Source organism: Clostridium bowmanii (assembly GCF_018861315.1).
In the GTDB taxonomy this organism is placed as follows: Bacteria; Bacillota; Clostridia; order Clostridiales; family Clostridiaceae; genus Clostridium_AD; species Clostridium_AD bowmanii.
Genome location: NZ_JAHLDL010000053.1, coordinates 1 through 21,508 on the forward strand (window position 1 = coordinate 1; position 21,508 = coordinate 21,508).

The window sequence follows — 21,508 nt, forward strand, 5'->3', positions numbered from 1 at the left end:
TGGGGTGAAGTCGTAACAAGGTAGCCGTAGGAGAACCTGCGGCTGGATCACCTCCTTTCTAGGGAGTAGATGCAAAGACTTCGGTCGATGCGAAAAGAAAAATACCTACTGTAATTACTCGTAACCTATTCTCTGTTTAATTTTGAGAGACTAATACTTTTAAAATAAAACAAGCGATTACAAACACAATATCGTGTTTGTAATCGCTTGTTTTATTTTTTTTGACTATCCTTATGATAATTTGTTATAATACTTATAAATTATAAGTAAAATGTAAAGGAGGCAGAAATGAATTTAATAGCAGCCGTTGATTTAAACTGGGGTATTGGATGCAACTCTAAATTATTAGAGAGAATACCCGAAGACATGAAGTACTTCAAAGAAAAAACCCTTGGAAAAGTAATTGTAATGGGAAGAACTACGTTTGAATCACTACCCAATAAAAAACCATTAGAACAAAGAATTAATATAGTGCTTACCAAAAATAAAAGATTTAACCCGGGAGACGTTATTTTATGCTATTCTTTGGAGGAACTATTTATTGAACTTAAAAAGTATAAGGATGAAGATATATTCATAATAGGTGGAGAATCAATTTATAATCAATTAATTTCATGTTGTAATAGAGCTTACATAACTAAAATATACAAAGAGTATGTGTATGATAGTGTATTAGTAAATTTAGATAATAATATGCAATGGGAAAAAGTTTCAACTAATGAAAAACAAGAATTTAAACAGGATATATATTTCTCCTTTAACACTTATATAAAAAAAATATTATGACAAAATAAAAAAGCTTCCACAGAATGTGGAAGCTTTTTTATTTTGTTATATTCAAAATGAATGACTTAATAAGCGAATGTATGGTTGCCTATAATAACAGCTACTTTCTTTGAAGTTAACCATTTGTTTGTTATAGAATTTTCAAAAAAATACAAAGAACCATTAGTTGGGTCTGTCCCTTTTAAAGATTCGTATGCTGCTTTAGTTGCTTCTGTACTTGCGACTTTATTAATATTTCCATCTAATACTGGTGAAAATTGATAGTAGCCATTGCTTCGCTCGTTAATTACTCCGCTAATACTCGCAGGAAACTGAGAACTTTGAACTCTATTCACTACAACAGCTCCTACAGCGAGCATTCCATTGTATCTCTCACCACCAGCTTCAGCAGTTATTAGTCTAGCTAATAAATTTACATCACTATTAGAATAAGGTATAGCTTTAGGTGCACTCACTGAGGTCGCTTTTACCTTTGTTGCCGTAGTTGATGTAGCTTCAACATATGGAATTTTTAAGACATCGCCCGGGTAAATAATATCACCCATCTTATCATTCGCTGCTATTAACCTATCCAAAGTTATATTATATTTTTTTACTATGAAGTATAGTGTATCCCCACTAACTACTTTATAAGTATTAGTTGGAATTTTAAGTACTTGTCCAGAATATATGGTGTCCTTTGATAATTCATTGTTTTTCATTAAATAATTAGTAGTTGTGTTATAAGCTTTGCTTATTTCACTTAACGTATCACCAGATTTAACTTGGTATGTGGCAGCATATACAGAACTGCTACTTACTAAAGCTAAGGTTAATGCTAATAGAGTAGTTTTTAAATTTAATTTAATAATAACGAGTCCTCCTTTATAAGCCTACGAGGTTAGTTGACGGATTCGGGTTAAAGGCACCCTACTCTAAATAAGAGATTCACCCCATGAGAATTCCCCCGTTCTCCATTTAAGAGATTTGGCAATGTAACTATCATATCATAACATAAAACGACAAATTAATCGATGTTAAAGTATGTCCACATTAGTAATATATGTAAATGTAACGGAGCTAATGGTTATAAGACACTAATGGTCGTTGACAGTTTTATACTATAATATATAATGATTTTATAAGATTAATCGAATACAATATTAATTTAATAAATAAATTTGAAGGGCTTTTAATAAAAATAAATAAAATCGAGAACTATAGATATTAGTAGAAAAGTTATAGAATTTTGACTTTGTTTTAAAATGCATGCTTTTTCTAATGTTGGAAATACTATAAATTAATTAAGTTAAGTTATATAATTGGTGTTTATAAAGAAAAGAAGTAAATGGAGGTTATATTTTGGATAATGAAAGTAATCGAGAAGTAAGAAGATTAAAGCAAAAGGTAGGTAAAAAAACTTTTATAAGCGAAGTTCAGGAATTTCACAAACCAGAAGGTTATGAAGATGCTTTTAAAAGATATTATCCCAAACAAAAATAAAAAATTCTTAAGTTTAGACAATTATAAAGCATCAAAGTTGCCCTCGTTTAAAAGTGAGGGCAACTTTGATGCTTTATAAATAACTCTTAATTGCTGGGTTAGTCCTAATAAGTTTATGAAGGAAATACCCCATAAATGAATTAAGAACTGAAGTAGGAAGAACTATGGTTACAAATAGTATCAAAAAAGGTGCTGGTAAACCAAATAGAATAAGTGCTGAACCTAGAAAAAAAATTCCACTTATTATAGTTCCTAGAAAATAAATACCTGTTAGTTTAAGCGGGGAATTAAAATTTGAGTTTATATATATACCATATACAACTATTGAGGTTACCACCTTATCTATAATATTAGGCAACTGCCCACCAGGAAAGGAAGTAGATAGCGCACATAAAATGCCTGCGACTATTCCTGTAATAAATGCAAGTTTAAAATCTTTTGTTAGAATTATGGACAAAATCATAAATACCAATAAGAAATCTGGTTTTATTCCGAGTAATATACCTGGTGTAATTTGATGTAAAATAAGGCCTATTGCAAGAAAAAGGGAAGTGATTATTATTTTATTTGTTTTCATAAAATTTAGCTCCTTTTCAAAATAATTTAGATATTTTTGTTTTTTTATTCTTTTAAAAGCAAGTGTCTTTCAGTACATCAAATTCATCACCACCTTTCTATGGAGAAATTATTGATTTTTATTTTTGGTACGATTAATAAAATTGCATAAAAAAAGCCTTCGCCCTGTATTAGGGCGAAGGATATTCGCTGTACCACCTAAATTATACTACAAAAAAAAAAATGTGTATATTTAATATTCAAGCACTAAAATGCTCTATCCCTTTTAACAGTGGGCATCCGGTAACTACTACTCTCAAAATTTGATTTCGGGTTACTTCTAGCAGGTCCATTCACTAAAGTTATCAATACTGAGATTACACTATCCTCAGCTCTCTGAAATTGTATTTCTTTAACTACTCTTCCTGTTCTACGAATTTATATTATTATTATTATTATTATTATTATTATTATTATTATTATTATTATTATTATTAAATTTTTTTAAGAATAAAATTATTGTATCACTAAAACAATAAAATGTAAATGCTATTAAACAAATTATGTTTATCTATACTTATTAATAATATCTATTAGAATACTCATTCTTTCATAAATGCTTAGCTCAATTTTATCACGCTTATAGTGAAAATCATTTGGATCTAATAGATAACTATGAGTTATTCCGAAAAGCTTTTTATTTTCCAATATTCCTTTAGTTAGAATTTCTGATAGTTTTTCTATATTAAAATATTCTAATCTTAGCTCCACATTTTCATTTTGTGCATATACAGGTAGTGAAGTCAAAACATTTTTAGTTACTTTGTATTGAGGTCTATATATATTGTGAGATTCATACTTTATAGGAGTTAATTCTGACAATATTTTTTCAGTATTATCGTCTATTGAAAAATATCCTCCCCGAAAAGCCTCAATTGGTCCAATTCCTAATTCCGAAACATATTCATAACAGAGCTTAATTATAATCTTTTGTTCATCATAAGAATATTTAGCTATTAAATCTTCATCTTTTTCTATAAATGGACAAAATTTATTTATAGATTCTGGTAAATTATTCGGATGAATATGAAGTCCAAATATAATTTTGTAATTTTGCTTTATCTTTTCTATTATATTTAACTCATTCATCATTTCGGCAAAAAATGGGGTTATAAATAAAAGAGTGTATACATTGTTTTCAGAATTCAATTTTAATAGTCTTTCTAAGTTTAGTAAATTGTTTTTTAAATTCTTATCAAAATTATATCCTTCGCAATCAATAGTTAAAATAAAATCATAATTTGTCTTTTTTCTACATTCATCTAAAATATATTTCATAAATCGACATAACCTCCTAATATAATATTGCTAATTTACAATTTGCACTGTATAATATATTTATAGTAAGTAACAACTTAATTATACAATTCAAATTGTTACTTGTCAAAAATCTAGCAATAATCGGCACTACACTGCTTTCTAATATAGAATAAGAATAAGCGAACTCAATTTTCAAGCACATCAAAAAAATTCTTTTATTTTTACATTTAATTTTAAAAATAAATAAGCTCTAAAATTAAATAGATTATTGCAGTTATCTAATGATAATCGCTTTGTACACGAGGGAAATATAGGAGGATGATATAGTGAAGACAATAGGTTTTCCAAGAATGCACAAAGAAACAAATGAAAAAAGAGATTTTTTACCATCATTTTTTGACATGCTTAAAAAAGAAAATGTACAAATATTTCTTGAAGAAGGATATGGATTAGCTTTAGGTTATTCAAAACAAGATTATTTAGTTAATAATGAGAACATACAATTTGTGACTAAGAGAAAATGCTACGAGAAGGATATAGTTGTAGTTTTAAGGTCACCGGAATTTGTAGAAATTGAGTATATGAAAAAAGGAAGTACATTATTAAGTATGCTTCATTATGCAACTAGAGCTACCAGAGTAGCAAAGCTTAAAGAAAAAGGTATCTTTGCCGTTTCTATGGATTCTATTAAAAATGATTTTCTTGAAAGAATGGTTGTAAATTATGATGGAACCTCAGAAAATGGAATTAATGTAGCATTTACTGAGCTAACGAAAAACTATGAAAATATCTTTATTGAAGAGAAGAAACCTATAGTTGTGAGTATTATGGGAATGGGACGAGTTGGATTAACAGCAGCAAGAATGGCAGGTAAATATGGAAATAACAAAGTAAATGAAGTAACACTTCAAGAGAAAACTACAGGTGTACTTGTTAAAATGTTACCTAGAAATATAACAGATGACAAAAAACAGATGATAAAAATCCTGAAAAATACAGATATTTTAGTAGATGCAACTACTAGGGGAGATGCAACAAAATATGTTGTAAGTAATGAATTGCTAGGATATTTAAAGGAACATTCTATAATTTTAGATTTAACAGCAGATCCATATTTAACTGGCACTAATTATTTTCAAATAAAAGCAATAGAGGGTATACCACATGGTACTCTGGATAAAAATGTTATTTATCCAGGTGATGATGAGTACAAAACAATACCAACTTGTTTACAAACACATAATCAAAGGACTGTAGTAAGTTGCAATGCTTGGCCGGGAGTTAAACCAAAGGTTTGCATGGATTTATACGGAAAGCAGCTTATATATATTGTACAAAATCTTATAAAATATTCTGTGGATGATTTTGATTTATATAATAGTGATTATTTTAATAGGGCAATATACCGAGGAACAATTGAATGTTTTGAAAAAATCACAGATAACTGTGATAATGAAATGGTAAATGTGGTTATGTAAGATAAAATAGTGAACATACGTTTACAAAACAGAGAAAAGTTGTATGCAGACGATTCCAGTTTTCAAAAGGGGTGTTTCTATGTTAAAATTCACAATTATAATCGTTTTAGGGATTATATTAACTGTATTGAGTGCTATATTTGTTATTAAGAACTTCTTAGTGGATTATAAGGGAAGTGAGAGTGGATTTAAGAATGTATGTGATATACTTTTAGTAGTTGTGTCATTATTTTGTTCACTAGTAAGTATATGGGGAAGTTTTAATTTAAGAGAAATATTACTTAGACTAGAAAATCCATCTGGTATGTCAGAACAAATGATACAAATGTTTAAAAAAACAGTAGTGGAGCAAACACTAGGAATAATTATAACAATTGTAGTAGGATATGTATGTTATATATTGGCATATTTGATATTTAAAACTATTGAAAAAGAAATACAACAAGAACTTGATAAACCTAAAAAAAAATGGGATTGGAGTAAAATCCAAAAAAAATAGAATTTAGCTAATTTTGAATAAGTATTCTATTTATAAAAAAAAATATATAAGTGAAGACATCAGACTATTAGAAAAAAATTTCTAATAGCCTGATGTTTTTTACTGGAAAAGAATAGTATTTACGTTTATAATTATTATTAATGTTATGGAACTAAGAGGGGGAATATATTTGTGTTAGGTACAATTGTAAATTCGTTATCAATATTAGTTGGGGGACTAGTAGGCTCTCTATTTAAGAATAAACTTTCTGATGCTTACAATGAGACAATTATGAAAGCATTAGGGCTGTCTGTAATCCTCATTGGACTAAAAAGTGCACTTGCTGTAAATAATATATTGTTATTAATTATTTGTCTTACACTCGGAACACTAATTGGTGAAATAATGAAAATCGAAAAGGGTATAGAAAATATTGGAGCTTGGCTAGAAAGAAGATTTTCGAGGCAAAAGGGATTAGCTAATGGATTTGTAACAGCTAGTCTGGTATATTGTATTGGCGCAATGTCCATAATGGGTGCTTTAGAGAGTGGTCTTAATAATAATCATAGTATACTGTATGCTAAATCATTAATAGATGGTATATCTGCAATTATTTTTTCTTCATCATTAGGAATAGGTATATGTTTTTCGGCCATTTCAGTTTTTATATACCAAGGTATTATAACTTTAACAGCTTCTCTTATGAAGCAATTTTTAATAACTTCTGTAGTAAATGAAATGTCTGCTATTGGGGGATTACTAATTGTAGCAATTGGTGCAAACATGCTGGAGATTAAAAGAATAAGAGTTGGCAACATGCTCCCAGCTATTTTCATGCCTCTTTTATATTACATATTTAAGACCATCGTTGGTTTTTAGTATAAAACAAAATTATAATTAAAAGAAAAAACTAATGAAAAATAATCGAGAGTTTATTATTCATTAGTAATAATAGTGTTTAAAGAGTTATAATATTAGTAGCATGAGTTTACAACTAAATTTAAATGTAGAGGAGACAAAAAATATGGGATATATGGCCTCAAGCAGTAGATATGATAAAATGATTTATAATAGATGCGGAAGTAGTGGCCTTAAATTACCTGCCATTTCACTAGGACTTTGGCATAATTTTGGATTTAAGGACTCTTTTGAAAATAGCCGTCTTTTAATTCAAAAGGCATTTGATTTAGGCATAACGCATTTTGATTTAGCTAATAATTATGGTCCTCCAGAAGGATCAGCTGAAAAGAACTTTGGAAGAATACTAAAAATGGACCTTGCACCTTATAGGAATGAGATTATAATTTCTACAAAGGCGGGCTATTATATGTGGCCAGGCCCTTATGGTGACATGGGCTCTAAAAAATATTTAACTGCTAGTCTAGATCAAAGTCTTCAGCGTATGGGACTTGATTATGTAGATATATTTTATCACCATAGACCAGATCAGAACACACCCTTAGAAGAAACTATGAATACGCTAGATTTGATGGTTAGACAGGGAAAGGCACTATATATTGGTCTATCTAATTATAAGGCCGAAGATATGCAAAAGGCTATAGGTATATTAAAAAGACTAGGAACTCCATTTGTAATAAGTCAAGTATCTTATTCATTGCTTAATAGATGGATTGAGGAAAAACTTCAAGGAGTACTTGGCGCAGCAGGTATAGGAACTATTGCATTTCGCCCATTAGCACAGGGATTACTTACAAATAAATATTTAAAAGGAATACCTTCAGATTCTAGAGCAGCAGGTTCCTCTAAATTTCTTAGTTCAACAGATATTACAGAGGAAAAACTCAAAAAAATATTTACCCTTAATGAAATTGCAAAAGAAAGAGGACAAAGTTTAGCTCAAATGTCTTTAGCTTGGATATTAAGAGGGGGAAAAGTTACATCTGCTCTTATAGGCGCTAGTAAAGTAAGTCAGATTGAAGATAATATTGCTGCCCTTGATAATTTGGAATTTACAGGGGAAGAACTTAAAAAGATAGAACAGGCATTAATAACTCTCTGTTAAAGTAAGAAAAGACTTCAAGAATAAAAATATTCTTAAAGTCTTTTCTTTGTGCTTTAGAATTTTAATTAAATTCTAAAGTACTATTATCAGTCCAAGTCCATTCAGGCTTAAGACTTTTGACCTCTTCTAAAAGTTTAAATAGTGCCAAATCAGCTTGCTTTGCCTCTATCATTATATCTACATCTATTTCTAGTGGTATACATTTTTCAATAAACTCAATAAAAGCTGCTACATCAATATAATCAGCATGTTTCTTGTCTTTTTCTCCAGTTTTAGGGCTCGAAAAATGCACTTTTACTGGTAGAAGTTCGTTAACCCAAGTAGAAAATATGTCTACTAACATAGGTTCTAGTTCATCGCCGCCGTTATTGCAGTTATGATGATGTACATCTAGTACCATAGGTACTTTTATTTCTTTACATATATTTAATACTTCTTTTGTAGTAAAGCTTTTATCATCATTTTCAAATATTAATAACTTTGTTATTTCTTTTGGTAAGTTGTTAAAATTCTTAAAGAATCGTTCTGTAGCAGCAGCTTTACCGCCTTCTTTACCACCAATATGCAATACCATTTTTCCAAGTGGGTAATTAATATCCGAAAAAAGATTAGCATGGAACAAAAGACTCTTTTCAGTAGCTTTTATTACTTCTTCTTTAGAACTATTTATTACATTAGATTCATCAGGATGCATATCAACTCTTAAATTATTATGGTTTATATAATTTCCAAGCCAATCAAAATCCATTTTCAAAATTCTTCTGAACTCCCAATCTGTAACTTCAGGATGAGTTGCTAAGGGTATTAAAGCAGAAGTTATCCTATAAAAGTGAACATCGTTCTTTACAGTGTACTCTAAAATCTTATACAAATCATTGACGTTTGATACCGCTACCTTTTGTAGCTTTTCAAGCTTATCTCTATCCGTCGATTGTTTAGTATATGTAGAATAAGTTACTGTGCTGGCAGAAGTTATTTTTGCTGCCTTTAAAGCCGTAGCCACGTAGCCTAATCTTATGTGCATAATATCACTCCTCATATAATATAGTTATACCTGTGAATATAAATTAAAACATCTCTATTAATTGATATTCTTAATGTATTTTAATTGTTACTCAATCACATTGAAATCCATTCTGGAAATTATAATATCCTTTAATAAGTATATTTTTATAGTTATATTACTGCCATAATGAACTCATAATATTGTACAAAATATTTTAAGTGTGGCAGAATATTCACTAAGATGATAGCTTTCTATAAATTTCATAGTTTAAAAGCTATAAACAATATTTAAAATGTTTTTTAAAAACATCTTATTAAATAAATATAAAATTTGAATAGATGTTTAATTAAACCCATATTTAATCATATCACAAAAGTATAGTGTGTGTAAAACAATTTACAAATATAAGGGGAATTATTTCTAAGAAATATTTGAATTATAGCTTTTTCTGCTAATATATTATAATATTAGTTGTATGTTGATAAAATAATTTAAATATGACTAAAATTATTAATGGAGGTTTTAACGTGGCAGATATTAAATATGAAATAAAAGAGAATTTAGGAGAACTTTCAGAATCTAGTAAATCATGGAGAAAAGAATTAAATCTTATAAGTTGGAATGATAAGGACCCTAAGTACGACATTAGAGATTGGTCTCCAGAACATGAGAAAATGGGTAAAGGGGTTACTCTCTCTAAAGAGGAACTTATAAAACTTAAATCATTACTCAATGAAATGAATCTGTAGAAAATATATTTGATACATTTAAAAAATAATAAAAAAAACAAGTTTATGAAAACAAGGTGTGGTAATTATACTATGCCTCGTTTTTTATATTGAAAATTGAACGGTTTATCTGATAGCTAAAATACAAAACAATATTGTTTAAAACATAACACACTTGTGTTCTTCTAATAAATTAATATTTGTGAAATATTAATAAAAAAATTAGATATAAACCCCTCACATGGCCATGTGTAAAGGTTTGCAAATACATGATGATTATTAATTGGAAATAAAATATGTTGGATTTTATAAAAAAATGTTTACAAGCATAAAAACATTGTGATATAATTAACACATAAGAGGACCAATCAAATAAAACAAGAAATTACTTCAAATCAACGAATAAAATATTTAAATTGAACATTAATGTAATCTATTATTATGAAAGAGGTGTAGCATATGAAAGTAACAAACGTAGAAGAATTAATGATTAGATTTAAAGAGGTTAGAATTGCTCAAAAGGAGTTTTCTACTTATACTCAAAAACAGGTAAATGAAATATTTAGACAAGCAGCAATGGCTGCAAATAACTCAAGAATTGAATTAGCAAAAATGGCAGTAGAAGAAACCGGTATGGGAATCGTAGAAGACAAGGTTATAAAAAACCATTTTGCTTCAGAATATATATATAATCAATATAAAGATGAAAAGACTTGCGGAATTATAGATGTAGATAAATCCTTTGGTATTACAAAAATTGCAGAACCAATAGGGATTGTAGCTGCCATTGTGCCGACCACAAATCCAACATCTACAGCCATATTTAAAGCCCTTATATCATTAAAAACTAGAAATGGTATAATTTTCTCTCCACATCCAAGAGGTAAGAAGTCTACTATTGCAGCAGCTAAAATAATACTAGATGCAGCAGTTAAAGCTGGTGCACCAAAAGGAATAATTGCTTGGATAGATGAACCTTCAGTAGAACTTTCTGGGATTGTTATGAGAGAAGCGGATATAATACTTGCAACAGGTGGCCCAGGAATGGTCAAAGCTGCTTATTCATCAGGAAAACCAGCTATCGGAGTTGGCGCAGGAAATACACCAGCAATTATTGATGAAACAGCTGAAATTAAAATGGCTGTAAACTCAATTTTACTTTCTAAGAGTTTTGATAATGGAGTAATATGTGCTTCAGAACAATCAGTATTGGTTATGGAAGAAATCTATGAGGAAGTTAGAAATGAGTTTGCCGAAAGAGGAGCTTATATTCTTAAAGAAGCAGAAGTAGATAAAGTAAGAAAAATAATATTAACTAACGGAGCACTAAATTCAAATATAGTAGGTCAATCTGCCTATAGAATAGCAGAAATGGCAGGAGTGAAGGTTCCTGAGGAAACAAAGATTATTATAGGAGAAGTTGAATCTGTAGAACTTGAAGAAGCATTTTCACACGAAAAATTATCTCCAGTACTTGCTATGTATAAGGTTAAAACTTTTGATGAAGCACTAACAAAAGCAGAGAGACTTGTTGAGCTAGGAGGCTTTGGTCATACATCATCATTATACACTCACAGAACTAAGTCAGCTGACAGAATATCTAAGTTTGGTGCAACTATGAAAACTGGAAGAGTTATAGTAAATATGCCAGCAGCTCAAGGAGCTATAGGTGATTTGTATAACTTTAAGCTAGCACCTTCATTAACACTAGGTTGTGGATCATGGGGTGGAAACTCTGTATCTGAGAACGTTGGAGTTAAACATTTAATGAATGTAAAGAGTGTAGCTGAGAGGAGAGAAAACATGCTTTGGTTTAGAGTTCCAGAAAAAGTTTATTTTAAATATGGCAGTCTAGCAGTAGCCTTAAAAGAATTAAGGGATATGAACAAAAAGAAAGCATTTATAGTAACTGATAAGATTCTTTACGATTTAGGATATGTAGATAAAGTTACACATGTATTAGAAGAAATTGGAGTAGAATTTAAAATATTCTATGACGTAGAACCAGACCCAACTCTTGCTATAGCCAAAAAAGGTGCTAGCGAAATGGAAATATTCAAGCCAGATACAATTATAGCACTTGGTGGTGGGTCACCGATGGATGCAGCTAAAATCATGTGGGTAATGTATGAACATCCAGAAGTAAGATTTGAAGATTTAGCTATGAGGTTTATGGATATTCGAAAGAGAGTTTATCCATTCCCTAAAATGGGTGAAAAAGCTATGATGGTTTCAATACCAACTTCAGCAGGTACAGGTTCTGAGGTAACTCCTTTTGCAGTTATCACTGATGAAAAAACGGGAGTTAAATATCCATTAGCTGATTATGAGTTGACACCAGATATGGCTATAGTAGATGCGCAGCTTATGATGAATATGCCAAAAAGCTTAACAGCAGCTTCAGGTATAGATGCTTTAACTCATGCTATAGAATCTTATGTGTCAGTACTTGCATCAGAATTTACTAACGGTATGGCTCTAGAATCAATGAGATTAATATTTAAATATTTACCACAAGCTTACAACGAGGGTACAACTAATATAAAAGCAAGAGAGAAAATGGCTCATGCTTCCACAATGGCTGGTATGGCATTTGCAAATTCTTTCCTTGGAGTTTGTCATTCAATGGCACACAAATTAGGGGCAGAGCATCATGTACCACACGGCGTGGCTAACGCAATATTAATAAATGAGGTTATAAGATTTAATGCAGTAGATAACCCAATAAAACAAGCAGCTTTCCCACAATATAAATATCCAAATGCTAAATGGAGATATACAAGAATTGCTGACTATTTGCAATTAGGTGGAAACACAGCCGATGAAAAAATAGAATTATTAATTAAAGCTATTGATGAGTTAAAAGCTAAGGTTAACATTCCCATGACAATAAGTGAAGCAGGAGTATCTAAAGTAAAATTCTATGCTACCTTAGACCATATGAGTGAGCAAGCCTTTGATGACCAATGTACAGGAGCTAACCCAAGATACCCATTAATTAGTGAACTTAAGCAAATGTATATAAATGTCTTTGAAAAATAATTGGGCTAATTAGAGAAACTCTAAAAGCTAATATTTACAGGTATATTGGACTAATATACAAAAGGTAGCACCACACTAAAATGTAGCGCTACCTTTAATTGTGAGTCCATCATGGATATAATCTAATGAGTTGAGATAGTTTAATAAATTTAAATTGGCAACTGTCTTTTTTCTTATATTAGGCTAACAAAAGTATATATTTCAATAAAATCAGTTTAGAATTACTTGGCGAAATGAATGCATTCTAGCAATTTATACTTTTCGTTATAGCATAATATAAGAAAAATAGTTAATCTCTTGAATAAGATTAACTATTTTTTTTCATAGGGAGGCCAATACTAATCTTTGTTCCAATTTCAGGTCTGCTTTCTACTATAATGGAGCCATTGTGTTTACCAATAATCCATTTTGCAATAGATAAACCGAGGCCTGTGCCGCCACTTTCTTTTGCTCTAGATTTGTCACATCTATAAAATCTGTTGAAAATAAATGGAAGATCTTCTTTAGGAATACCTACTCCTGTATCTATAATTTCAATCATTAGATTCTTCTTTTTAATATAGCTATTTAAAATAATAGTTCCACCCTTTGGGGTGTATTTTATACTATTATCAATGAAAACTCTCAGTGCTTGCTTTAGTAATTTTTTATCTGCATAAATGGATACCTTTTCATTTGAATCAGTTTTAATTTCATGTAAAGTATCAATTAGTATTGTTTCTTTTATTATCTCATCTACTAATTCATTAACATAAAAACCGGCTTTTTCTATTTTTTGAGTGTTTTTGTCACTCCGTGCAAGAAATAAAAGTTTTTCTACTAATAGTTGCATATCTTCAGCTTCACCCTTGATAGCAGTTATTGATTCTTCTAACACTTCCTTATCATCTTTTCCCCATCGATATAACATGTTTGCATAGCCTTGAATAACAGATATTGGTGTCCGAAGCTCATGAGAAGCATCTGATACGAATTGGTTTTGCTGCTCATAGGAGTTTTGAATACCATCTAGCATTTTATTAATAGTTTCAGCTAAATCTTTTAGTTCGTCGTGAGAAACACTAACATTCAATCTGGTTTCTAAGGCATTAATTGAAATAGCTTTGGTGGTTTTTGTCATATCTTTTATTGGTAAAAGCATTTTTTTACTGGCTTTAGAACCAGCACCTAAGGTCACCATTAAAGACAATATATTTACAAAAAGTATAATTAAACAAAAAATACCCCAATATTCATTTTCTTTTTTTAAGTCTTTAGAAAGCTGAATAATAAAAACTTTATTGTTTTGATCTAGTTTAGTTGTAACAAAAACAAGTTGTTGATTTATTTCGTTAATTACAGGGTATTCTGAGGTGTCTTCATGAAAAGATACACCTTGTTTATTTTTTTGAGTAGAATAAACAAGATCTTTATTTTCATCAAAAACATTAAAGGTTACATTCTCTATATTAGAAAAAATATTGGAGTTAAAGCTTTGAAAATTTTTGTCTTCTTTGACATAATTAACCGCTAATGCACTGTATCTAGTCAGTTCAACATTAACCTCGTTTAGTAGAAAGAATCTAAACCCTATAATTAAACCCACACTTAGTAGAAAAAGTGTAGTAGAAAAAATCAGAGTATACACTGCAGTCATTTTGAAACTAATTGAAAATCTTAATTGCTTGTTAATTTTGTAGATTAGTTTCTTTAATATCTTTGGCATAAAACTAATTATCATTTTTGTTACTTTCAAGACAAATCGAAAGTATTGCCATATAAGCCTAAAGATAAATTTTGAATTATTCATCTTTTAAAAGATATCCCACCCCTCGCACAGTATAAATAAATTTCTTGCTAAATCTATCGTCTATTTTACTTCTTAAATATCGAATGTACACATCTACTACATTAGTATCGCCCATATATTCATATCCCCATACTATATCTATAATTTTATTTCTTGTAAGAACAATATTTTTATTTTCTATTAGATATTTAAGTAAATCAAATTCTGTCTTAGTTAGTTCTATAGAATCATTCCTAAAGGTAACCATGTGTCCATCTATATCTATGGAAAGTTCTCCGGCAGATAATATATTTGTAATTTCCTTAAATACAGGTACTTTTTTTAATGCCGTCCTTATTCTTGCTAGTAATTCTTCAATAGCAAAAGGTTTTGTCATATAGTCGTCGGCACCTATATCAAGTCCCATAACCTTATCCATTATCTCATCCTTAGCAGTTAGCATTATAATAGGAACTGCTGACACTTGCCTTAGTCTTCTTAATACCTCTAGTCCATTTAAAGAAGGTAGCATAACATCAAGGATTATTATATCAAAAATTTCATTTATGGCTCTATTTAAGCCCTCACGCCCATCATGACATAGCTCAACACTATAACCCTCATAGGTTAGTTCTAACTCTAGAAATCGTGCTATTTTTATTTCATCTTCAATTATTAATATTTTTTGTCCACTCATATATAAATTAACCCCCAAAATAAATTATATTAATAGTTCAACTCTCTTTCATATTTTTATAGGTATCAGACTATAAAAGTGTCTAGAAAAGTTGAGTTAATAAGCATAGTTTCATTATATATTATTTTATATATAATTGCAGACAATTGACTTTATATATTTGGAATATACTATTATAAAAAAACAACCTACATATATCAAATGTAGGTTACTAGTACATTATTCAGTTTTCATTTCTTCTTTAAATTTTGTAGTTACTTTATTAACAACAAGAGACATTTTATCAAAAACTTTGTTTACTTCTAAATCTTCACTATTTTTCTTTTGAATTCTTATTTTATGGTTAGTTGCTAAAGCCAATATTGTTCCTATAATTACTACTGGGGTAGCTACTACAGTTACTACAATTCCTAGTGTTACACAAATATTTAATACTACCGCATCATCTTTTTTAACTATTAATTTTGTTTCGTTTCCTTTTTTAATAAGCTTCTTTACACTCTTAAAGAATTTACTTTCGCTGGAAGGAGTTCCTTCTGGCTTAATCTTATTTTGTTTTTCAAGAAATACTAGTGCGGCAATAAGATCTCCCTCATTTTGCTCTAGGGCATTTTTAGCATCCTCATAGCTCACATTAGCTCTTTTTCTTAACTCATCAATTTGTTCTAAATTTATTGTCATATAAATTCCTCCTCATTTTTTATTGGGTAGATATGAATAATTTGTTTTCTATTCTTTTATTATAAGATGGAGGGATTAAAGATGTATTAGTAGAACATTAAAATTGCATTAGAAAATTAAATAAATAAGGACTAAATTTAGAATAACACCTTAAATTAGGGTAAAATATTAATTGTAGTACCTCAAGCGATGATTGAATTTGAGAATGGAGTGATAAACATATGATTACACTAACAGAGCAACAAGCGCAAAATATAGTGGATAGAATGATGAACGTTATACCATATAATGTAAATATTATGAATAACGAAGGAATCATTATTGGAAGTGGAGATAAGAATAGATTATATAAGCTACATGAAGGGGCTATGGAAGCTATATCCCAAAAGGTAATGATTGAAATTTTTGAAGGTGGCATAGACACAAAACCAGGGGTAAATACGCCTATACTCTTTCAAAATAAAGTTATTGGTGTAATAGGAATTACGGGTAAACCAGAAGATGTTCGTCCTTTTGTTGAACTAGTTAGAATAACTGCTGAACTTTTAGTAACCCAAGAGTACGTACTATTTCAAAGAAAAATAAATGAACAGTTGAAAGATGAATTTTTATATGAATTAATTTATATGAAAAATGGCTATGCTCAGGATTTCAAAGAAAGAGGAGGTGCTTTAGGAATTGATATATCTCTTCCTAGGGTAGCGGTGATATTAACTTTTAATGAGAGTATAGTTGAAAAAGTAAAGGTCAAATTGCTAACTTTTATAAGGAAGGATGAATATTATTTGAAATTAAATCCATCTACTATATTGATTTTCATGTATTACGATAGCTCTGTTACTAGGAGAGTAGAAAAGTTTTTATGCAATGCAAAAGAGAATAATTTTGAAATAGGTATAGGGCTAAATGAAAATATTTTTGGAATATCATATAAACAAGCAATAAAGGCACTTGAAATCGGTAAAAAGCTTCAAAGTGAAAGAAATGTTCATTTATATAAAGATATTGCTTTTATCTCATTGTTATCAGGGTTTAAAGGAAATAGGGAAATGGAAAAAATAATTATAGATTTACAATCTGAGAATCAGTTGAATTTATTAACCACACTGATTACATATATAAATATGAACGGGCAAGCAAATAAATCCGCTGAAGCACTTTACATTCATAGAAATACATTGAATTATAGGTTAGAAAAGATTGAAGAGGTTACGGGTAAGAATCCTAAAAACTTAACTGATCTGTTTCAATTATATACTGCATATATTTTATCGGAGATTTAACGGTATGCTAGAGGGTATTTATTATTTAACTGTTCAAATGCACAAGAAATAATGAGTAAATATTAAACAATTGCCTAATGTTAATATATTTGAATTCGTTTACAATATAGAAAAGGAACAAACAAAGGAGGGATAAATATGCAAGTAACTGCCTTAGGCGCAATTATAGCACTTACATTAGCAATTATTTTAATAATTAAAAAGGTTCATCCAGCATATGCACTAATATTAGGTGCATTAATTGGTGGGTTAGTAGGAGGAGCAGGACTAACAAGCACCGTAAAATTTATGATTGAGGGTGCACAAGGAATTATGCCAGCTATATTAAGAATACTTACTGCTGGAGTTTTAGCAGGGGTGCTTATAGAATCAGGAGCTGCTGCAAAAATTGCAGAAACTATTGTAGATAAGATAGGAGAAAACAATTCTCTAATAGCGCTAGCGCTGGCAACTTTAGTGCTAACGGCCGTAGGAGTTTTTGTAGACGTAGCAGTTATAACAGTAGCACCAATAGCATTGTCTATTGCTAGTCGTGCTAATTTGTCTAAATCATCTATTCTTATCGCTATGATAGGAGGCGGAAAGGCAGGAAATATTATGTCTCCTAATCCTAATGCTATAGCGGCATCAGATGCATTTAAAGTGCCGCTGACATCGGTTATGGCAGCGGGGATAATACCAGCCATATTTGGGCTTATTGTTACATGTATAATAGCCAAAAAGCTTATTAAAAAAGGAAGTTTTGTTATGGAAGAAGAGATTGATAGTGCAGTTGAACAAAAACCAAGCTTCTTTTCAGCAATTGTTGGACCACTTATAGCTATAGCATTACTTTCTCTAAGACCACTATTTAAAATTAGTATAGATCCATTAATAGCATTGCCAATTGGAGGCACTATAGGTGCTCTCGCAATGGGAAAAATAAAATATTTAAATAAATATGCAATTATAGGATTAACCAAAATGAGCGGAGTGGCTATTTTACTTATTGGTACAGGAACTCTTGCAGGTATTATAGCTAATTCCGGATTAAAAGATGTAATTATTCAAGGACTTTTGGCTTCAGGGCTTCCTGCATATGCATTAGCACCAATATCAGGAATACTTATGTCTGCAGCTACAGCATCAACTACATCTGGTACTGCAGTAGCAAGCACAGTATTTGGTGGAACGATATTAGAACTTGGAGTTTCACGTATTTCAGCAGCAGCAATGATTCACAGTGGAGCAACAGTTTTAGATCATCTTCCACACGGAAGTTTCTTCCATGCTACAGGTGGAAGTATATTCATGAATATGAAAGAAAGATTAAAGCTTATACCTTATGAATCATTAGTTGGGTTAACTATGACTTTAGTGTCAACTATAATATTTGGAATAATGAGATAGAAATTCAAATTATTAATTTACTTTAGAAAGGATAGATATATATGAAATTTGTGTTGGCACCGGATTCTTTTAAAGAGAGTATGACTGCAAAAGAAGTGGCAGAAGCAATGGAGCGAGGAATTAAAAAAGCAATTCCACATGCGCAGTGTGTTAAGGTTCCAATGGCTGATGGTGGAGAAGGTACAGTGCAGTCTCTTGTAGATGCAACAGAAGGTGAACTATACAAAGTTATGGTTAAAGGACCCCTTGGTGATGAAATTGAAGCTACATTTGGAGTGCTTGGAGATAAAAAAACAGCAGTGATTGAGATGGCTAGTGCTAGTGGCTTACATCTTGTGCCTAGAGAAAAAAGAAATCCTCTTTTAAGTACAACTTATGGTACAGGAGAATTAATTAAAGCTGCACTAGACAAAGGAGTTAACCATATAATTATAGGAATTGGTGGAAGTGCTACAAATGATGGTGGAGCGGGAATGATACAAGCCCTTGGTGGAAAGCTACTAACAGTGGATAATGAAGAAATTAGTTTAGGTGGAGGATATTTAAATCTTCTTCATAAAATAAATTTAAATGAATTAGATAAAAGGCTTAATGAAGTTAAAATTGAAGTAGCCTGCGATGTTAATAACCCCTTAACAGGTAAAAATGGTGCTTCACATATTTTCGGACCGCAAAAGGGTGCCACGCAGGATATGGTGAAATTCTTAGATATTAATTTAAGGCACTATGCAAAAATTATTAAACAACAATTGGGCATGGATATTGAAAGTATTCCTGGAGCAGGTGCCGCAGGGGGGTTAGGTGCAGGACTTCTTGCTTTTTTCAGCGCAGAGCTTAAAAGGGGAATAGAATTAGTTACGAAACATTCCAAGCTTAAAGAAAAAATGAAAGATGCAGATTATGTGTTTACTGGAGAAGGAAGCATAGATTCACAAACACTTTATGGGAAAACCCCTCTTGGAGTTGCTTTAATAGCCAAAGAATATAATATACCTGTAATAGCCTTTGCAGGACGTATAGGTAATGGAATAGAGCGGTTATATGAGAATGGAATAAACTCAATAATAGGCATATTATCAGAAGCTGACACAATTGATTCGGCACTTAAAAAAGGTCCTGAAAATATTGAAAGAACTAGTGAAAATATAGCAAGAATTATTTCGCTTTGCAATTCACAAAGATAAATGTAAAGTTAAGCTTTGTTTTTACTTTAATAACCACACAACAACTAATAAAAAAAAGAAAATAGTTTTTAATAAGAATTCGGATCTTATTAAGAACTATTTTCTTTTTTTGTAAAACTAAAACTTATTCGTTTTAACTATTAATTATTCTCACTTAACTGTTAGGTCTCCAATGTATTTAAAGCAACTTGTAATATGGTCATTTATTATGCCTGTAGCTTGCAGATGAGCATAGGTTATGGTTGAACCTATGAACTTAAATCCACGCTTTTTTAGATCCTTGCTAACCACATCAGATAAATCTGAGGTTGCTGGCACATTTTCAATGTTGTCCCAATGGTTTATTAGAGGTTTATTGTCTACAAATGCCCATATGTAAGCATCGAAACTACCAAATTCCTCTTGAATTTTAATGAACATCAAAGCATTATTTATGGAGGCTGCTATTTTAAGTTTGTTTCTTATAATCCCTGGATTTTGAACAAGCTCAGCTACTTTTTCCTTATCATATTGCGCTATATTAATATAATCAAAATCATCATAGGCTTTTCTATAGTTTTCTCTTTTTCTAAGTATGGTAATCCAACTGAGTCCAGCCTGAGCGGATTCTAGAACAAGAAATTCAAAATGCTTTTTATCCGTGTGGACTGGTATCCCCCATTCCTCATCATGGTATTTTACATATAGTGGATCGTTTCCACACCAATGGCATCTATTCATTTTTATACACCTCTTTCATATGTTATTGAATTAACTTTACCATATGTAACATAATTATATCAGCTATAAGCAACAAAAATAAAACCAACAAATCTTTTCATTAAAAATGGAATATTTATTAACAAATATTCACTACATAGAATATATTATACTATGAATTACATTATCTCATTAATAAAACTATTTATAGTTTTATAATAAAGACTATTTCAGTTATCATTCTGGTTTATTAGTACATATATCAAGTATAAAGCTTATGTTGACACTATATGTAAGTGATATATGTATCCATAAAGACCTACAATAACTTATAAATCAGACAATGTATTTTTATTGAAAATTTATACAAAAAAGGAGTTTTATTAAATGAGTAGAGATGAAAAAGATTATAAACCAAATTGTTCACTAAATGATGATTGTGAATGTAACTTATGTAATATTATTGATGTAGATCCAATAAATTTAGAAAAGCACGGTGCTAAATTACTAACTGTAAGAATACAAGTAAATAATGTATGTATTGGTATACCAGTGTGTGTTGCATGCGTTATCTATGATAATTGTCATAGAATACTTGCTTTTAAAGGTTTTACTACAATCTTATGTAAAGAGGACGCATGTGGTAATTCGTGTGGTACTATTTCACGTAAACTAGTGTTTATACTTCCGGATAATATAGGTGATCCTGAAGAATTAGATGCTCGTTGTGTAGCAAATTATATATATCCATGTGAAACTGTTAATTAGCTGTGTATGTGTATGTGTATGTAAAGGGATAGTGAAGACATTCATTATCCCTTTTTTAGTGCGCCCGGCATGGGCGTTTACTCGTCGGTGAAAGTCCGATACGGGGGCTGATAGTGCCAACCGTTAGCTTAAGACAAGGGT

Annotated in this window: 20 protein-coding genes, 1 rRNA gene, 1 riboswitch and 1 other annotated feature; of the genes, 13 read left to right on the plus strand and 8 right to left on the minus strand. The window is 30.4% G+C overall.

What is annotated here, in order from left to right; all coding sequences use genetic code 11:
* A 16S ribosomal RNA gene (locus KPL51_RS21540) occupies positions 1-58 on the plus strand; the annotation flags it as partial.
* Positions 59-288: 230 nt separating this feature from the next.
* Positions 289-786: a dihydrofolate reductase gene (locus tag KPL51_RS21545; RefSeq protein WP_216166232.1), complete on the plus strand. Its 498-nt coding sequence runs from the start codon at positions 289-291 to the stop codon at positions 784-786.
* A gap of 65 nt (positions 787-851) precedes the next feature.
* Here KPL51_RS21545 and KPL51_RS21550 read toward each other — a convergent pair whose 3' ends face one another.
* The gene (locus KPL51_RS21550) at positions 852-1,487 is read right to left on the minus strand and encodes a cell wall hydrolase (RefSeq protein ID WP_446681745.1); all 636 of its coding nucleotides are present in this window, start codon (positions 1,485-1,487) and stop codon (positions 852-854) included.
* 153 nt (positions 1,488-1,640) lie between these two features.
* Positions 1,641-1,768, minus strand: a riboswitch (cyclic di-AMP (ydaO/yuaA leader).
* Between the two features lie 359 nt (positions 1,769-2,127).
* Here KPL51_RS21550 and KPL51_RS21555 point away from each other — a divergent pair.
* Positions 2,128-2,268, plus strand: coding sequence for a hypothetical protein (locus KPL51_RS21555; protein ID WP_216166234.1), 141 nt, complete (start codon positions 2,128-2,130; stop codon positions 2,266-2,268).
* Positions 2,269-2,341: 73 nt separating this feature from the next.
* Here the strand turns inward: KPL51_RS21555 and KPL51_RS21560 are convergent, their stop codons facing one another.
* Together KPL51_RS21560 and KPL51_RS21565 are read right to left on the minus strand one after the other, a co-directional pair.
* Positions 2,342-2,845 carry a tryptophan transporter gene (locus KPL51_RS21560; protein WP_216166235.1) on the minus strand — a complete coding sequence of 168 codons (504 nt, stop codon included), beginning with the start codon at positions 2,843-2,845 and terminating at the stop codon, positions 2,342-2,344.
* A gap of 167 nt (positions 2,846-3,012) precedes the next feature.
* Positions 3,013-3,265 (minus strand) — a binding site (T-box leader).
* A 125-nt stretch (positions 3,266-3,390) separates the two neighbouring features.
* Positions 3,391-4,161, minus strand: coding sequence for a polysaccharide deacetylase family protein (locus KPL51_RS21565; RefSeq protein ID WP_216166237.1), 771 nt, complete (start codon positions 4,159-4,161; stop codon positions 3,391-3,393).
* 308 nt (positions 4,162-4,469) lie between these two features.
* Between KPL51_RS21565 and KPL51_RS21570 the strand changes: the two genes are divergently transcribed.
* The 4 genes from KPL51_RS21570 to mgrA all read left to right on the plus strand — a co-directional run bounded on the left by KPL51_RS21570 (position 4,470) and on the right by mgrA (position 8,122).
* Positions 4,470-5,621: a Rossmann-fold NAD(P)-binding domain-containing protein gene (locus KPL51_RS21570; RefSeq protein WP_216166239.1), complete on the plus strand. Its 1,152-nt coding sequence runs from the start codon at positions 4,470-4,472 to the stop codon at positions 5,619-5,621.
* A gap of 79 nt (positions 5,622-5,700) precedes the next feature.
* Positions 5,701-6,120, plus strand: a complete 420-nt coding sequence (locus tag KPL51_RS21575) for a hypothetical protein (protein WP_216166241.1) — start codon at positions 5,701-5,703, stop codon at positions 6,118-6,120.
* 171 nt (positions 6,121-6,291) lie between these two features.
* The gene (locus tag KPL51_RS21580) at positions 6,292-6,978 is read left to right on the plus strand and encodes a DUF554 domain-containing protein (RefSeq protein ID WP_216166243.1); all 687 of its coding nucleotides are present in this window, start codon (positions 6,292-6,294) and stop codon (positions 6,976-6,978) included.
* A 145-nt stretch (positions 6,979-7,123) separates the two neighbouring features.
* A complete protein-coding gene (mgrA, locus tag KPL51_RS21585; RefSeq protein ID WP_216166245.1) occupies positions 7,124-8,122 on the plus strand; it encodes an L-glyceraldehyde 3-phosphate reductase in 999 nt (332 codons plus the stop codon).
* 61 nt (positions 8,123-8,183) lie between these two features.
* Here the strand turns inward: mgrA and uvsE are convergent, their stop codons facing one another.
* Entirely contained in the window at positions 8,184-9,146 is a 963-nt protein-coding gene (gene uvsE / locus KPL51_RS21590; protein WP_216166247.1) for a UV DNA damage repair endonuclease UvsE, read from the minus strand.
* Positions 9,147-9,655: 509 nt separating this feature from the next.
* On the opposite strand from uvsE, the gene KPL51_RS21595 reads away from it, so the two are divergent.
* On the plus strand, positions 9,656-9,877 hold the full coding sequence (locus KPL51_RS21595; RefSeq protein WP_216166249.1) for a YdbC family protein: 222 nt from the start codon (positions 9,656-9,658) through the stop codon (positions 9,875-9,877).
* Positions 9,878-10,315: 438 nt separating this feature from the next.
* Entirely contained in the window at positions 10,316-12,898 is a 2,583-nt protein-coding gene (gene adhE, locus KPL51_RS21600) for a bifunctional acetaldehyde-CoA/alcohol dehydrogenase (protein WP_216166251.1), read from the plus strand.
* Between the two features lie 307 nt (positions 12,899-13,205).
* Here adhE and KPL51_RS23770 read toward each other — a convergent pair whose 3' ends face one another.
* From KPL51_RS23770 to KPL51_RS21615, 3 genes are all read right to left on the minus strand, one after another.
* Positions 13,206-14,687: a HAMP domain-containing sensor histidine kinase gene (locus KPL51_RS23770; protein WP_224854637.1), complete on the minus strand. Its 1,482-nt coding sequence runs from the start codon at positions 14,685-14,687 to the stop codon at positions 13,206-13,208.
* Positions 14,680-15,363, minus strand: a complete 684-nt coding sequence (locus tag KPL51_RS21610) for a response regulator transcription factor (RefSeq protein WP_216166253.1) — start codon at positions 15,361-15,363, stop codon at positions 14,680-14,682. Before KPL51_RS21610 ends, KPL51_RS23770 begins: the two co-directional genes overlap by 8 nt.
* A 219-nt stretch (positions 15,364-15,582) precedes the next feature.
* The gene (locus KPL51_RS21615) at positions 15,583-16,044 is read right to left on the minus strand and encodes a DUF4342 domain-containing protein (RefSeq protein WP_216166255.1); all 462 of its coding nucleotides are present in this window, start codon (positions 16,042-16,044) and stop codon (positions 15,583-15,585) included.
* Positions 16,045-16,265: 221 nt separating this feature from the next.
* On the opposite strand from KPL51_RS21615, the gene KPL51_RS21620 reads away from it, so the two are divergent.
* The 3 genes from KPL51_RS21620 to KPL51_RS21630 all read left to right on the plus strand — a co-directional run bounded on the left by KPL51_RS21620 (position 16,266) and on the right by KPL51_RS21630 (position 19,900).
* Positions 16,266-17,327 (plus strand): CdaR family transcriptional regulator, encoded by a 1,062-nt coding sequence (locus KPL51_RS21620; RefSeq protein WP_216166257.1) that lies wholly within the window; start codon positions 16,266-16,268, stop codon positions 17,325-17,327.
* Between the two features lie 132 nt (positions 17,328-17,459).
* Positions 17,460-18,716 (plus strand): GntP family permease, encoded by a 1,257-nt coding sequence (locus KPL51_RS21625; RefSeq protein WP_216166269.1) that lies wholly within the window; start codon positions 17,460-17,462, stop codon positions 18,714-18,716.
* A gap of 41 nt (positions 18,717-18,757) precedes the next feature.
* Positions 18,758-19,900, plus strand: a complete 1,143-nt coding sequence (locus KPL51_RS21630; protein WP_216166259.1) for a glycerate kinase — start codon at positions 18,758-18,760, stop codon at positions 19,898-19,900.
* Between the two features lie 150 nt (positions 19,901-20,050).
* Here the strand turns inward: KPL51_RS21630 and KPL51_RS21635 are convergent, their stop codons facing one another.
* Positions 20,051-20,620, minus strand: coding sequence for a DNA-3-methyladenine glycosylase I (locus KPL51_RS21635; RefSeq protein WP_216166261.1), 570 nt, complete (start codon positions 20,618-20,620; stop codon positions 20,051-20,053).
* A gap of 366 nt (positions 20,621-20,986) precedes the next feature.
* Between KPL51_RS21635 and KPL51_RS21640 the strand changes: the two genes are divergently transcribed.
* Entirely contained in the window at positions 20,987-21,367 is a 381-nt protein-coding gene (locus tag KPL51_RS21640) for a hypothetical protein (RefSeq protein WP_216166263.1), read from the plus strand.
* Positions 21,368-21,508 lie beyond the last annotated feature (141 nt).

Coding starts and splice junctions, on each gene's coding strand:
- KPL51_RS21545 (WP_216166232.1), top strand. CDS start 289: ATGAATTTAATAGCAGCCGTTGATTTAAACTGGGGTATTGGATGCAAC.
- KPL51_RS21550 (WP_446681745.1), bottom strand. CDS start 1,487: ATGAAAAACAATGAATTATCAAAGGACACCATATATTCTGGACAAGTA.
- KPL51_RS21560 (WP_216166235.1), bottom strand. CDS start 2,845: ATGAAAACAAATAAAATAATAATCACTTCCCTTTTTCTTGCAATAGGC.
- KPL51_RS21565 (WP_216166237.1), bottom strand. CDS start 4,161: ATGAAATATATTTTAGATGAATGTAGAAAAAAGACAAATTATGATTTT.
- KPL51_RS21575 (WP_216166241.1), top strand. CDS start 5,701: ATGTTAAAATTCACAATTATAATCGTTTTAGGGATTATATTAACTGTA.
- mgrA (WP_216166245.1), top strand. CDS start 7,124: ATGGGATATATGGCCTCAAGCAGTAGATATGATAAAATGATTTATAAT.
- uvsE (WP_216166247.1), bottom strand. CDS start 9,146: ATGCACATAAGATTAGGCTACGTGGCTACGGCTTTAAAGGCAGCAAAA.
- adhE (WP_216166251.1), top strand. CDS start 10,316: ATGAAAGTAACAAACGTAGAAGAATTAATGATTAGATTTAAAGAGGTT.
- KPL51_RS23770 (WP_224854637.1), bottom strand. CDS start 14,687: ATGAATAATTCAAAATTTATCTTTAGGCTTATATGGCAATACTTTCGA.
- KPL51_RS21610 (WP_216166253.1), bottom strand. CDS start 15,363: ATGAGTGGACAAAAAATATTAATAATTGAAGATGAAATAAAAATAGCA.
- KPL51_RS21615 (WP_216166255.1), bottom strand. CDS start 16,044: ATGACAATAAATTTAGAACAAATTGATGAGTTAAGAAAAAGAGCTAAT.
- KPL51_RS21620 (WP_216166257.1), top strand. CDS start 16,266: ATGATTACACTAACAGAGCAACAAGCGCAAAATATAGTGGATAGAATG.
- KPL51_RS21630 (WP_216166259.1), top strand. CDS start 18,758: ATGAAATTTGTGTTGGCACCGGATTCTTTTAAAGAGAGTATGACTGCA.
- KPL51_RS21635 (WP_216166261.1), bottom strand. CDS start 20,620: ATGAATAGATGCCATTGGTGTGGAAACGATCCACTATATGTAAAATAC.
- KPL51_RS21640 (WP_216166263.1), top strand. CDS start 20,987: ATGAGTAGAGATGAAAAAGATTATAAACCAAATTGTTCACTAAATGAT.